Source organism: Pararhodonellum marinum, from assembly GCF_015354735.1.
Lineage (GTDB): Bacteria > Bacteroidota > Bacteroidia > Cytophagales > Cyclobacteriaceae > Pararhodonellum > Pararhodonellum marinum.
The window spans coordinates 288,460-302,091 of the sequence record NZ_JACEFJ010000003.1 but is presented as its reverse complement, the minus strand read 5'-3'; the positions used below and the strand labels follow the sequence as shown (position 1 = coordinate 302,091).

The 13,632-nt window shown below is 43.8% G+C and carries 11 protein-coding genes; 10 read left to right on the top strand and 1 reads right to left on the bottom strand.

The genetic code is table 11. The features are described 5' to 3' along the window. The first annotated feature begins 5 nt into the window (after nt 1-5). From H1A14_RS08385 to H1A14_RS08350, 8 genes are all read left to right on the top strand, one after another. A complete protein-coding gene (locus tag H1A14_RS08385; protein WP_194775966.1) occupies nt 6-1,199 on the top strand; it encodes an argininosuccinate synthase in 1,194 nt (397 codons plus the stop codon). After that, nucleotides 1,192-2,160 (top strand): N-acetyl-gamma-glutamyl-phosphate reductase, encoded by a 969-nt coding sequence (gene argC, locus H1A14_RS08380; RefSeq protein WP_194775784.1) that lies wholly within the window; start codon nt 1,192-1,194, stop codon nt 2,158-2,160. Before H1A14_RS08385 ends, argC begins: the two co-directional genes overlap by 8 nt. 9 nt (nt 2,161-2,169) lie before the next feature. Next, a complete protein-coding gene (locus tag H1A14_RS08375) occupies nt 2,170-3,324 on the top strand; it encodes an aspartate aminotransferase family protein (RefSeq protein WP_194775783.1) in 1,155 nt (384 codons plus the stop codon). Nucleotides 3,325-3,394: 70 nt separating this feature from the next. Continuing rightward, nucleotides 3,395-4,336, top strand: a complete 942-nt coding sequence (locus H1A14_RS08370; protein ID WP_194775782.1) for a Rossmann-fold NAD(P)-binding domain-containing protein — start codon at nt 3,395-3,397, stop codon at nt 4,334-4,336. A gap of 27 nt (nt 4,337-4,363) precedes the next feature. Then, nucleotides 4,364-5,164: an acetylglutamate kinase gene (gene argB / locus H1A14_RS08365; protein WP_194775781.1), complete on the top strand. Its 801-nt coding sequence runs from the start codon at nt 4,364-4,366 to the stop codon at nt 5,162-5,164. Nucleotides 5,165-5,203: 39 nt separating this feature from the next. Next, the gene (locus H1A14_RS08360) at nt 5,204-6,307 is read left to right on the top strand and encodes a M20 family metallo-hydrolase (protein WP_228527681.1); all 1,104 of its coding nucleotides are present in this window, start codon (nt 5,204-5,206) and stop codon (nt 6,305-6,307) included. Between the two features lie 77 nt (nt 6,308-6,384). Next, nucleotides 6,385-7,719 (top strand): argininosuccinate lyase, encoded by a 1,335-nt coding sequence (gene argH, locus H1A14_RS08355; protein WP_194775780.1) that lies wholly within the window; start codon nt 6,385-6,387, stop codon nt 7,717-7,719. A gap of 113 nt (nt 7,720-7,832) precedes the next feature. Beyond that, nucleotides 7,833-8,924 carry a 6-phosphofructokinase gene (locus H1A14_RS08350; protein WP_194775779.1) on the top strand — a complete coding sequence of 364 codons (1,092 nt, stop codon included), beginning with the start codon at nt 7,833-7,835 and terminating at the stop codon, nt 8,922-8,924. A gap of 675 nt (nt 8,925-9,599) precedes the next feature. On the opposite strand, the gene H1A14_RS08345 is transcribed toward H1A14_RS08350, so the two are convergent. Beyond that, nucleotides 9,600-10,619 (bottom strand): LacI family DNA-binding transcriptional regulator, encoded by a 1,020-nt coding sequence (locus H1A14_RS08345; protein ID WP_194775778.1) that lies wholly within the window; start codon nt 10,617-10,619, stop codon nt 9,600-9,602. A 266-nt stretch (nt 10,620-10,885) separates the two neighbouring features. Between H1A14_RS08345 and H1A14_RS08340 the strand changes: the two genes are divergently transcribed. Both H1A14_RS08340 and H1A14_RS08335 read left to right on the top strand, forming a co-directional pair. Further along, the gene (locus H1A14_RS08340) at nt 10,886-12,475 is read left to right on the top strand and encodes a sodium:solute symporter (RefSeq protein ID WP_194775777.1); all 1,590 of its coding nucleotides are present in this window, start codon (nt 10,886-10,888) and stop codon (nt 12,473-12,475) included. Then, the gene (locus H1A14_RS08335) at nt 12,460-13,632 is read left to right on the top strand and encodes an amylo-alpha-1,6-glucosidase (protein WP_194775776.1); all 1,173 of its coding nucleotides are present in this window, start codon (nt 12,460-12,462) and stop codon (nt 13,630-13,632) included. The genes H1A14_RS08340 and H1A14_RS08335 overlap by 16 nt, the downstream gene beginning before the upstream one ends.

Here is a 13,632-nt window from a genome sequence, read left to right as displayed (position 1 = left end):
AAATGATGAAAAAAGTCGTTTTAGCCTACAGTGGCGGTTTAGACACCACCTTCTGCGCCTTGCACCTCAGCCGGGAACTGGGTCATGAAGTACATGCGGTGCTGGTCGATACTGGAGGATTTAGCTCAGAAGAACTCGAACAAACTGCTCAGAGGGCCCATGCTCTCGGGGTGGCCTCCTTTGAAGTATTGGATGTGAAACATACCTATTACAAGGAAGTCATCAAATACCTTATTTTTGGCAATGTCCTCAAAAATCAAACTTACCCCCTTTCGGTAAGTGCAGAAAGGATCCTGCAAGCCAAGGCCATAGCCAACCATGCCAAGAAGATCCAAGCGGGCGCCATTGCCCATGGCAGTACAGGGGCTGGAAATGATCAGGTTCGTTTTGACATGATCTTTCAGACCATTCTGCCTGATGTGGAAATCATCACCCCTATCCGTGACCTTAAACTCAGCAGGGAAGCCGAAATTGCCTATCTCAAAGAACACGGTGTCAGCATGAATTTTGAAAAAGCAGCTTATTCCATCAACAAAGGAATTTGGGGCACCTCGGTGGGCGGAAAGGAAACATTGACCTCGGGTCAAGGCTTACCTGATTCAGCCTGGCCAACCCCTGTGAGCAAAAGCGGAAATGAGGAATTGACGCTGGATTATGAACAGGGAGAACTGAAAGGAGTAAATGGAGAGATTTTCAATGATCCGGTACAGGCGATTCTAAAGGTTCAAAAACTGGCGGCACCCTATGGAATAGGTCGGGATATCCACGTGGGCGACACCATCATCGGTATCAAAGGACGGGTAGGTTTTGAAGCCGCCGCGCCTTTGATCATCATCAAGTCCCATCAACTTCTGGAAAAACATACCCTTACCAAATGGCAGCTGTTTTGGAAAAATCAGTTGGCTGAATTTTATGGCAACCACTTGCATGAGGGGCATTACCTTGACCCAGTGATGCGTAATCTGGAGGCTTTTCTTGCCGACACCCAGAAGTATGTCACAGGTCAGGTTAAAGTAAAATTGCATCCCTACAGGTTTGAGTTGTTGGGCATTGAGTCTGCCCATGACCTGATGGCATCCAAATTTGGCAGCTATGGGGAAATGAACAAAGGGTATACCGGAGAAGATGTCAAAGGATTTACCCGCATTCTGGGCAACCAAACTGCTATTTTCCATCAAGTAAACCAAAACGATGACTAAATTCAAAACGGCCATCATCGGCGCTGCCGGATACACGGGTGGGGAGTTGCTGCGCCTTTTGGTTCACCACCCGAACTGTGAACTGGACTATGTACACAGCAACAGCCAAAAAGGGAAAAAGGTAACCGATACCCATCCCGATCTTCTTGGCGATACAGATCTGGTATTTACAGATAAAGTGGAAACCGATCAACTGGATGCTGTATTTTTAGGTTTGCCGCATGGTGAAACCAAAGGGTTTTTGGAGAAGTATCCTTTTGCTGATCACACGCTTATCATCGACCTGAGTACGGATTTCAGAGATGAAAGCCAAGGTTTCCTGTACGGCTTGCCAGAAATCAATAAAGAAAAGATCAAAAAATCAAAAAGAATCGCCAACCCCGGCTGCTTTGCCACAGCCATACAGTTGGGCTTGGCCCCTGCCCTATCCACATGCTGGATCAAGGACGCGGTCCATATTTCAGGAATCACAGGGAGTACCGGGGCGGGAAAAAAGCTGAGTGAAACCACCCATTTTTCGGAAAGAAACCAAAATCTTTCCGTGTACAAGCTTTTCAATCATCAGCACCTGAATGAAATCAAGCAGACTTTTGGACAGATACAGGCGGGATTTGACCAAGAACTTCTCTTTGTGCCCTATCGAGGCAATTTTAGCAGGGGAATCTGGATCACCAGTTATTTTCCATTTTCAGGGTCCTTGGAGGAAGCCATTGATGTTTACAAAACATTTTACCAAGATGCTCCTTTTACCCATGTTTCTGAACAGGAGATCACACTCAAACAAGTGGTCAACACCAACAAATGCCTGATCCATTTGAGCAAAGAACAAGGGCAGTTGGTCATCTATTCCGCTATCGATAACCTGCTCAAAGGGGCCTCCGGTCAGGCCGTTCAAAATTTTAACCTTGCCCTTGGCCTGGAGGAAAAAACCGGTTTGAATTTGAAAAGCATTGCATTTTAAGAAAAAAGCATGGACTTATTTGACGTTTACCCCCTGATCAATGTAACCCCCGAGAAAGCCCAAGGGGCAAATCTATGGGATGCTGATGGGCAGGAGTACCTGGACCTATATGGGGGGCATGCGGTAATTTCCGTAGGCCACTCCCACCCGCATTTCAATCAGAGGATCAAGGACCAATTGGACAAAATCGCTTTTTACTCCAATTCCGTCCACATTCCGCTTCAAAAGGAAATGGCCCAAAAGCTCGGCGAAATGTCTGGATATCCCGAGTTCAGCCTTTTTCTATGCAATTCAGGAGCTGAGGCCAATGAAAACGCACTCAAACTGGCCTCCTTTGCCACCGGTAAATCCGGATTCATTGCTTTCAAAGGATCGTTTCATGGAAGAACATCAGGGGCGGTGGTGCTGACTGACAATCCCAAAATCATTGCCCCAAGCAACCAAAGGGAAGATGTGTACATTTTGCCATGGGAGGATCTGGAAGCGGTAGAGCATCAGCTTAAACAAGGGAATATTGCCGGAATCATCATTGAAGGAATCCAGGGAGTTGGGGGAATTCATGTCCCTTCTTCGGTATTTTTGCTTGGCCTTTCCGATTTAGGGAAAAAATACGGAGCAAAACTGATCCTGGATGAAGTGCAATCCGGCTATGGACGGACCGGCCGGTTTTTTGCCCACCAATGGACCGAAGGGCTTGTACCTGACCTGATTTCCATGGCCAAGGGTATGGGGAACGGGTTCCCAATAGGCGGGATTCTGATTCATCCTGATTTTAAAGCAAGTTATGGGCTTTTGGGCACTACCTTTGGTGGCAATCACCTGGCATGTGCAGCAGGACTAGCGGTGCTGGAAATCATTGAACAGGAGCAACTTTTGAACCACGCCGAAGCGATGGGCAATTACCTTATCCAGAGCTTACCGGAACTCCCTGGTATCATCGGGGTTAGGGGAAAAGGACTGATGATCGGGCTGGATCTTGACCGGGAAGCGGGAAAGGTACGTTCTGACTTAGTGACCAAATACAAAATATTTACAGGCAGTGCTGCAGGAAAACAGACCATTCGTTTGCTTCCTCCTTTAAATATTAAAATCAATCAGTTATCTTTATTTTTAGCTGGGCTTGAAACTTTACTGAATCAAAGCAGTTTTGATGTAAATGACTGAGCTCAACTTGAGTACAACCAATCCAATGACTCGTTCTATAGGCTAGTCATAAAGAGGAATCCAAGCATCCATGAAGAATTTTACACAATTTGAAAGTACAACTATTGCTCAGGGTTTGATAGAAAAGGCCATCGCCTACAAGCATGACCCGAGGGCAGACTTTGGAAGAGGTACGGGCAAAAAAATAGGCCTTATTTTTCTCAATCCCAGTCTCAGGACCCGGGCGAGTACACAGATTGCGGCTTATAATCTCGGCATGGATCCCATTGTGATCAATATGGACAAAGAGGGTTGGGCACTGGAAATGAAAGAAGGTGCTGTGATGAACAAAGGCAGTATTGAACACATCAAGGATGCCGCAGGCGTCTTAGGCACTTATTTTGATATATTGGCCATAAGGGCATTTCCTTCTTTGACCAACAAGCAGGACGATATCTCGGATTTTATATTAAACCAATTTATCCGATACAGTGGCATACCGGTGATCAGCCTGGAAAGTGCCATTCGCCATCCCCTGCAAAGCTTGGCCGATATGGTAACCATCCAAGAAAACTGGAAGGGAACTAAGCCCCCGAAGGTGGTGCTCAGCTGGGCACCCCATATCAAAGCCATTCCGCATGCAGTGGCCAATTCATTTGCAGAATGGACCTTGGGTTGTGGATTTGACCTGACAATTACCCATCCTGAAGGATATGAACTAGATCCCATGTTTACCAAGGGGGCTACGATTGAACCTTTGCAGAAGAGGGCATTGGAAAAAGCTGACTTTGTCTATGTAAAAAACTGGTCGGCTTTCAGCGAATATGGAAAAATCCTCAATATGGATTCCCATTGGATGATAACGGAGAATCACTTCCAAAAGAATCCTTCTGCAAAGGTCATGCACTGTTTGCCTGTCAGACGAAATGTGGAACTGTCAGATGAAATCTTGGATGGCCCGAGAAGTCTGGTTCAAAAGCAAGCGGAAAACAGGATCTATGCAGCTCAGGCTGTCATCGATCATTTACTTTAATTGAAAACCTATTAAACATTAGTATACATGAAGTTAAGTATTATAAAAGTTGGTGGTAACGTCATCGATGATCCGAAAAAACTAGATGAATTTCTTTTCTTATTCAGTAAGTTTCCAGGCAAGAAAATACTGGTTCATGGAGGAGGCATCATGGCTTCCAAATTCGGTGAATCGCTGGGTGTGATGCCTGAAATGGTGGACGGCAGACGGATCACAGATCAGGAAACCCTTGATGTCGTCACCATGGTTTATGCCGGGCTGATCAACAAGCAGATTGTGTCCAAACTTCAGGCCCACCAAGTCAATAGCCTTGGTCTGACCGGAGCAGATGGAAACCTAATCCTGTCTAAAAAAAGACCCGTCAAAGACATTGATTATGGATTTGTAGGTGATATTCAGGAAGTAAACACCGAACTGATCAAGACACTGCTTCTAGAAGACATCGTGCCAGTGGTGGCCGCTATTACCCACGATCAAAAAGGTCAGTTGCTCAATACCAACGCAGATTCCATTGCATCCGAAATGGCCATGGCCCTTTCAAAAAAGCACACGGTAAACCTTTATTACTGTTTCAGTAAAGCCGGCGTTTTGATTGATGAAAAAAACGACAGCTCTTTTATCCCGCTGATCAATGAGGATATTTACGATGAATTGAAAAAGGAAAATGTCATCCATTCCGGTATGATTCCCAAACTGGACAATGCCTTTGCTGCCCTATATCAGGGGGTGAACCAAGTGTGGATTGGAAAAGCGGAGAACCTTCTTTTGGCAGCAAAAGGAAAATCCTCCGGCACCAACATTGAAAAACAACGCTACGACTTGTATTGAATTCAAAACTTCCCCTACTTTAAAGACTGAATTTATCGGATGGTTGACCACAATCCTGCTTCCTTGAGTGCCACTCAGTTGGGTCAAATGGCTGACGAAGCTGTGGCCTTATTGGAAAAATTAATTGCGATCCCTTCCATCAGTAAAGAAGAAACCCATACGGCAGCACTCATTCAGGAATTTTTTCAGGACAAAAACATTCCGTTCCATAGAAAATACAACAACATCTGGGCTTTTAACCAGCATTTTGATCCCAAGAAGCCATCCCTTTTGCTCAATTCCCACCATGATACGGTGAAACCCAATCAGGGATATTCCCGGGATCCTTTTCAACCGATCAAAGAAGACGGTAAACTCTTCGGTCTTGGAAGCAATGATGCAGGCGGGGCATTGGTTTGTTTGATAGAAACATTCTTATATTTTTATTCAGCCAAGCTACCCTACAACCTGATTTTGGCTGCTACTGCCGAAGAAGAAATATCCGGGGACTTGGGAATTGCCAGTGTTTTACCCGAGTTGCCCGAGTTGGAGCTGGCAATCGTCGGTGAACCTACCTTGATGGATTTGGCGGTAGCTGAAAAAGGGCTGATGGTAGTAGATGCCACAGTTATCGGTAAGGCAGGCCATGCTGCTCGAAATGAAGGAGAAAACGCCATATACAAGGCACTGGAAGACTTGATGGCTATTCGGCGCTTCCGCTTCAAAAAAACCTCGCCATATCTTGGTGAGAGCAAAGTGACCGCGACCATTATCCAAGCCGGTCAGCAACACAACGTGGTTCCGGACAGGTGTACGTTTACTTTGGATGTGAGGGTAACAGAAAGTTATACACTGGAGGAGGCTTTGGCTGAGTTAAAGGAAAGCCTCAAAGCAACCCTAGTGCCCAGGTCTTTGCGCCTGCAGGCTTCCAAACTTCCCGGTGGTCATAAAATTCAGGAGGTGATTTTGAAAATGGGGCTAAAAACCTATGGTAGCCCTACCCTTTCTGATCAGGCTCTGATCCCCTACCCTTCGGTCAAATTGGGGCCTGGAGACTCCGCACGCTCTCATTCACCTGATGAATTCATTTACATTACCGATATCGAAAAAGGAATTGAAGGGTACATCAATTTGTTGAGTACCTACATTTTTTTTAAAAAGTGAGGGTAGAATATAGAATTAAAGGGTGAAGCATAGGCCATGGCATTTTAGAAACACATGATTTAAAAATTGATTCAGGCATGAAACTTTGGCAGAAAGACATAGATAGCAAGAAAGAGGTAGAGCAATTTACGATCGGAAAAGACCCTGAATTTGACCTTGTTTTGGCACCATTTGATGTCATAGGCTCCCTAGCACATGCCATTATGCTCGAAAAGGTAGGGCTTTTGACTAAAGAGGAGCTCATATTGCTCCGAAAAGGCCTAAAAGACATTTACCTTGAAATAGAAAAAAACCAATTTCAGATTGGAGAAGGTGTGGAAGATGTCCATTCGCAAATTGAATTTTTATTGACGCAGAGACACGGAGAAGTTGGTAAAAAACTCCACAGCGGTCGTTCCCGCAACGATCAGGTATTGGTGGATCTGAAACTCTATTACAGGGCAGCGATTAGGGAATTGGTGGAAGCAGTACAAGAGCTCTTTGAATTGCTGCAAAACCTTTCTGAAAAACACAAAGCGGACCTTATGCCAGGCTATACGCACACACAGTTGGCAATGCCTTCTTCTTTTGGGCTTTGGTTTGGTTCATTTGCAGAGGGCCTTACGGAAGACCTGGACCTGTTGCTGGCTGCTTACAAATTGGCCAATAAAAACCCATTGGGTTCAGCGGCGGGTTATGGATCCTCTTTTCCTTTGGATAGAAGTCTGACAACCAAACTACTGGGTTTCGAAGACTTGCACCACAATGTCATCAATGCGCAGAATAGCCGGGGAAAGACCGAGAAAACACTGGCTTTTGCCCTTTCCGGAATCTGCGGTACCCTTAACAAACTGGCTTCAGATGTCTGTCTCTACATGAACCAGCATTTTTCCTTTATTAGCTTTCCAGATGAGCTGACCACAGGCAGCAGCATCATGCCCCATAAAAAGAATCCGGACGTCTTTGAGCTTATCCGGGCAAAAACCAATCAGATACAGGGAGTTCCGACCACAGTCAGTTTGATCCTGACCAATCTGACCACAGGTTACCATCGTGACCTACAATTGCTCAAAGAAGCCCTTTTCCCGGCGCTAGACTCCACCTTGTCTTGTCTTAGAATGAGTCACTTCATGCTTAAAGAAATCAAAGTCAAGTCCCATCTTCTTGACAATCCCTTTTACAAGGATCTTTTCAGTGTAGAGGAAGTCAACAAACTGGTCCTGATGGGCATCCCTTTTAGGGACGCCTACAAGCAGGTGGGGCAAGCTATAGAAAACAATGATTTCCACCCTAACCAAACAGCCATCAACCATACCCATGAGGGCAGTATTGGACAATTGAATACGAAAGAAATAAAATCAAAAATGGATATACGCCTTGCAGCATTTGATTTTGAATCTGTAAACCTTGCACTCTTAAAATTACTGGGTTAATTTGAGCAAAATTAATGCGAACATTAATCCAGAAGTAACCCTAATTATTTGCATTTCAACAAACTTGTCCTGTTTCAGGTAGCTCATTTATTAAACGTTTAAGAAATTTTTATATGAACAAATTATTGGTATTGACTGGAGGGGGAGATTGCCCCGGATTGAATGCAGTTATTCGTGGAATTTTTAAAAGGGCAAAAAAGGAAAAAGATTGGAAAATATGCGGGAGTATGGAAGCCTTCAATGGTGTAATGAGTGATCCAGTTGACATCATCAAACTCAACAAGGAAAATACCGCAGGAATCCATATCAAAGGAGGAACCATACTCAAGACGACCAACAAAGGCAATCCGCTTCAGTATCCTGTGACAGACGAAAACGGCAACATCACCCTGGTGGACCGAAGTCAGGAACTTGCTGACAAAATTAAATCCTTGGGCTTCGATGCCGTAATCAACATCGGTGGTGACGGATCACAAAAAATATCCCAGGGATTATTTGAAAAAGGGGTACCGATCATCGGTGTGCCAAAAACCATAGACAATGACCTTTCCGCAACTGATACCACTTTTGGCTTTCAGACCGCTGTCCAAATTGCAACTGACAGCTTTGATAAGTTGGTGACCACAGCAGAAAGCCACCATAGGGTCATGATTATGGAGGTGATGGGAAGAGATGCCGGTTGGATCGCTTTGCATACCGCGATTGCAGGAGGAGCTGAGATTTGTTTGATTCCTGAGTTGCCTTATGATATTCAACATGTCCTTAAGCGAATCAATTCCCGCTACAAGGATGGTAAGGGTTTTGTCAATATCGTGGTCGCCGAAGGGGCCAAACCAAAAGATGGAGAAGTGATTGGGGAAGACCGTGGAGAAGGATTTGAACACCTGAGGTTGGGTGGTATTGCCTACGAACTTTCCAAACAACTCAAAGCGGCGGGTTGCAAGGCGGAGATCAGGGAGACCGTCTTAGGTCACACTCAACGGGGAGGGACTCCTACTGCCTATGACCGGGTGTTGGCTTCCTTATTTGGAGTGAAGGCATTTGAACTGGTTTTAGAAAAGAAATTTGGACAAATGGTTTCTTTCAAAAACAACGAATTCACCCATGTGCCATTGGAGGACGCTACCAAAACCTATAATTTTGTGGACAAGGATGGATATCTGGTTCAGGCCGCCAAGGGTTTGGGGATTTCTTTTGGAGATTAAATGGACCTTTTTTGAGTGGGAAGTGGGAAGTTGGGAGTCGGAAGTTGGGAGTGGGAAGTTGGGAGTTGGATGTTGGGTGACGGATGTTTTAGGGTGAACCGGACAATTTGGTATGCTGGTGAGAATTATATTGAATTACCATTTTGCTGGCTTCATTGCGTACATACATGAAGCAGATTGTCCAAAGTGGGTACTGATTGATAATTGGTGGATACATCCCTTCCGGCTGGTAGGTTTACTTGGAAGGTTAGGGATACTCAGTTTAAAAAAAGATTTTACTATATAATTTATAACCTTATATTTTAATTATTAAGTATTGATTTATAAACTATTACCGTGTAAAAGATAAATTAAAATATAAACAAATAAACCACGGTGGAAGCTATAATATATCCAAGGAAAAACGATAAAAACAAAGGCTCCGAAAGTCTGAATTGAAGGTAGGTTGGAACAGATTTATGGCCATGCAGATGGCTGAATTTTTTCAGATACTTTTCGGGATAAAACGCTAAAATAACCATACCATAAATTGTGGTCAGCAAAATCAAGGAGAATAAAATTTCCATAGGGTTAATTACTTAGGGCATTTCTTGCAGCAAAGATAAATTCCAATTTCCAATTAACATAAAGAATGTTACTAAATCTTGACCTCTATATTACCGAATTGTTAGGGATTTAACCGGTTGATGCTCTAATGACCAAAGTGGTGGGTAAAACAACCGTTTTTGCCATTCTTGACTCATCGTTTTTTATGGATTCTAGCAATAATTCAGTGGCCTTTTGGCCAATCAAGAAACCGGGCTGATCAACCGAACTCAATGCAGGTGTGACAAATTCTGCCATTTTCCAATTGCTAAAACCCATTACCATCACATCCTCCGGTATTTTGAATGCATGATCCTTTAAATACTTCATGACGCCAAGAGCTACCAAATCCGTGATGCAGAAAAATGCATTTGGTGGATTGTCACTTTCCATCAATTCCTTGGCATAGGTGTAGCCTTCTTCTTCCGTAATGTCTTTTCCCACTTTGATCCAATCGGCATGCTGCTCGCAGCCATGGTCTTCCAAGGCTTTTTCATATCCTTTGCACCTTTCAGAGGCATTTTGAACAATAAGCCTACCTCGAATATGCGCAATCTTTCGGTGGCCCTTTTGAATCATATGGCTTACCGCTTTGTAAGCTCCATGAAAATCATCAACAGTAACTGAGGGAACTGCGAGTTTATCAGAAATTTTGTCAAATTGGACTACAGGAATATCATCTTCCAAAAATTGAAAAAGGTGTTCGAATCGGTCCGTCTCGTTGGAAAGTGAAATAAGCAGACCATCAACCCTACTGGTAAAAAGGGCATTTGCTACCTTGATTTCGTCTTCAAGTTTTTCATTCGATTGACAGATCATCAAATTGTAGCCATGCTGATTGGCAGTTTGTATCACTCCACTGATCACACTTGAAAAAAAATGATGCACAAGTTCCGGGATGATCAAACCGATGTTGTAGGACTTGTTTTGCCTGAAATTGACCGCCAATAAATTCGGAACATAATGGTGTTCCTCAGCATAGGCTTTTACGAGTTTGATGGTATCATTACTAATGTCCGGATGTTCCTTCAATGCCCTGGAAACGGTGGAAATAGAAATATTTAGGGCTTTGGCAATATCTTTTAACGTCAGTTTCTTTTTATCAGTCATATGATGGGTTTATTGAAGAATCAAATCTAAAAATAAAGGTAGAATCCAATCACAGCAACTGATAAATCATTCTCCACCTTCCTAATTTATTTAGAACAAATATAAATATATTACCGCAAATGTTTGCACAACCGTTTGCGTAAAATTTATTTTTGGATTCACAGCGATTTTTGAATTAATTAAAGGGAAATAATCATCTCAATAATAGAACATTTGTTTTTGCTTTGCCCTTATGACCGAAAAATCAATTTATCCTCCAGCCGAAAATGAATAAGGAGCTTGTCGGTTACCTGGACCTTGTCATCATGCTGGTTTACTTGGTAGGGATGATCTTGTATGGGCTTTACCATTCCAAAAGAGAAAATTCTGAAGATTATTTTCTCGCTGGGCGTTCCATGACCTGGCCCATTGTGGGCATTTCGCTTTTCGCCGCCAATATATCGTCCACCACACTGATCGGACTGGCAGGTGATGCTTACAGCACGGGTATATCCGTGTATAATTATGAATGGATGGCGGCTGTTATTCTGGTTTTCTTTAGCATATTTTTTCTTCCTTTTTATTTGCGGTCTGGAGTTTTTACAATGCCTGAGTTTCTGGAGCGAAGGTATGACAGAAGAAGTAGGTATTATTTTTCCTTTATTACCCTGATCGGTAATATTATGATCGAAACGGCGGCCGGATTGTATGCCGGAAGTTTAATTTTGAAACTGGTTTTTCCAGATATCAGCATGACTTTGATCATTATGATTCTGGCCTTTGCCGCTGCGGCTTACACCATTCCGGGAGGTTTGTCCTCGGTGGTGCATACTGAGGTGGTTCAGGCAATTCTTTTGTTTGCAGGTTCTTTGATATTGACCTGGGTGACTTTTCGAGAGGTCGGCGGATGGGAAAATGTTTTGGCAGTCACACCACCCGATATGCTGAGTCTGATCCGCCCTATTGACGATCCTTCGGTACCTTGGACAGGCTTGATTTTCGGAGTTCCTCTTCTAGGATTTTATTTCTGGGCCAACAATCAGTTTATGGTTCAGCGGGTCTTGACTGCCAAAGACCTCAACCACGGTCGATGGGGTGCATTGTTTGCAGGCCTACTGAAATTGCCGGTGCTATTCTTTATGGTGCTTCCAGGTACCATGGCAAGGGTACTTTTTCCCGAACTGGATAATCCTGATACCGTTTTCCCGCATTTGGTATTCAATTTACTCCCTGTAGGTTTGATTGGACTTTTGATGGCAGGTTTACTTGCCGCCATGTCATCCAGCATTTCAGCCACGCTCAATTCCGCCTCTACGCTCATCACCATGGACTTTGTTAAAAACCTGAAGCCTGGTTTGGATTCTAAGCAACTGGTTAGAGTTGGACAAGTGGCAACAGTTATCTTGGTGCTTTTGGCAGCGGCGTGGACCCCTCAAATAGAAAAGTTTGAATCTTTGTTTAAATACCTTCAGATGGTGGTTGGGTTGATTGCTCCTCCGGTCGTGGTGGTGTTTATATTTGGCATGTTTTGGAAAAGAGGAAATGCAGATGGGGCTTTTTACAGCTTAATGAGTGGATTTATCATTGCTGCCTCTTTGCTCGTGGTAAAGGTGGCCTTGCCGGAAGCGGGCATCAGTCAATGGCATTTTCTGCATACCGCTCCATTACTTTTTGTATTCTGTGCCATCATCTATGTGGCAGTCAGCTTAAACACTGCATGGCCACCGGAAAAAAAGATAGCTGAATATACCTGGAAAAACAGCATCTACACAGATGAAACCGCTTCTTTACAGGCTTTACCTTGGTACAAAAACTACAGGGTGCTTTCTGTCTTTCTGCTCATTTTAACCTTTACCATCGTATGGATCTTCAGATAGCGCAAAACCAGGCTCTTTCAATGATGCGGAAAGCCAGCCATCCACGGGGGTTTCTGGCATCATCTCAAACTCATGACAATTACAAAAGAGTATGGGCGAGAGATGGTATAATCACTGGGCTTGCTGCCCTATCGAGTAGAGAGGCCGATTTGATGGATACGTTCGAGGAAACCTTAATCACCCTTGGGGATTTCATCAGCCCTGAAGGCCATATTCCTTCCAATGTAGATTTAATGAATGGTCAGGTCAGCTATGGAGGTTTGGCAGGCCGAGCAGATACTGGTACCTGGTGGATGATTGGACTTTGCTTGTTTGCTAAATACACGGGAAAGACGAAGCTCCTGGAAAAATTTGAATCAGAGGTTAACCGCATTCACCAACTCTATAAAGCCTGGGAATACAATAACAGAGGACTCATTTATGTCCCTATTGCAGGTGATTGGGCTGATGAATACGTATTACAGGGATATGTACTGTATGATCAGGTGCTGAGATATGGGGCTTTAAGGTTATCTGGTGAGGCCTTTAATAGAAAAGACTGGTTGGCCCAGGCCGAAAAACTCCACGTCAGTATTGTTGAAAATTATTGGTTAGATGAAGGTATGCTGGAAAAAGGCATTCATCCTGTGGCCAAAAAAAGGCTCTGGGAAGTACAAGGGGAATTACCCTATTTGATGGCTTCATTTCATCCTGCTGGATACCAAACTTACTTTGATGCCCTTGGCAATGCCTTGGCGATTCTTTTTAACATTCACCCCAATCCTCAAAAAACCATCAAAGCATTCAGTCATAACGGATTTAATTTGGTCCCAGCATTTTCCCCTGCCATCAGCCCTCAGGATCCCGATTACCGCCTGTTGGAAGAAAACTACAGATTTAAGTTTAGGAACCATCCGAACGAATTTCATAACGGAGGCATATGGCCCATGGTCAATGGATTTTGGGGTATGGCAGTATACAAAGAAGTTGGGAAAGCGGAAGCTATGGAGATATTAAAGAAACTGATTGAAAAGAATAGTGAGGACAGTTGGGAATTCAACGAATGTTTTCATGCACTGACAGGAAAACCTTGTGGAGTCCCCTCCTGTACATGGAGTGCTGCAGGCCAGGTACTTTTGCAAAATACAATTCATCATGGCTTTTATCTATTAGACTAA

Excerpts from the sequence above, each read along its gene's own strand:
- H1A14_RS08375 (WP_194775783.1), top strand. The coding sequence starts at position 2,170 with ATGGACTTATTTGACGTTTACCCCCTGATCAATGTAACCCCCGAGAAA.
- H1A14_RS08370 (WP_194775782.1), top strand. The coding sequence starts at position 3,395 with ATGAAGAATTTTACACAATTTGAAAGTACAACTATTGCTCAGGGTTTG.
- argB (WP_194775781.1), top strand. The coding sequence starts at position 4,364 with ATGAAGTTAAGTATTATAAAAGTTGGTGGTAACGTCATCGATGATCCG.
- H1A14_RS08360 (WP_228527681.1), top strand. The coding sequence starts at position 5,204 with ATGGTTGACCACAATCCTGCTTCCTTGAGTGCCACTCAGTTGGGTCAA.
- H1A14_RS08385 (WP_194775966.1), top strand. The coding sequence starts at position 6 with ATGAAAAAAGTCGTTTTAGCCTACAGTGGCGGTTTAGACACCACCTTC.
- H1A14_RS08350 (WP_194775779.1), top strand. The coding sequence starts at position 7,833 with ATGAACAAATTATTGGTATTGACTGGAGGGGGAGATTGCCCCGGATTG.
- argC (WP_194775784.1), top strand. The coding sequence starts at position 1,192 with ATGACTAAATTCAAAACGGCCATCATCGGCGCTGCCGGATACACGGGT.
- H1A14_RS08345 (WP_194775778.1), bottom strand. The coding sequence starts at position 10,619 with ATGACTGATAAAAAGAAACTGACGTTAAAAGATATTGCCAAAGCCCTA.
- H1A14_RS08340 (WP_194775777.1), top strand. The coding sequence starts at position 10,886 with ATGAATAAGGAGCTTGTCGGTTACCTGGACCTTGTCATCATGCTGGTT.
- H1A14_RS08335 (WP_194775776.1), top strand. The coding sequence starts at position 12,460 with ATGGATCTTCAGATAGCGCAAAACCAGGCTCTTTCAATGATGCGGAAA.
- argH (WP_194775780.1), top strand. The coding sequence starts at position 6,385 with ATGAAACTTTGGCAGAAAGACATAGATAGCAAGAAAGAGGTAGAGCAA.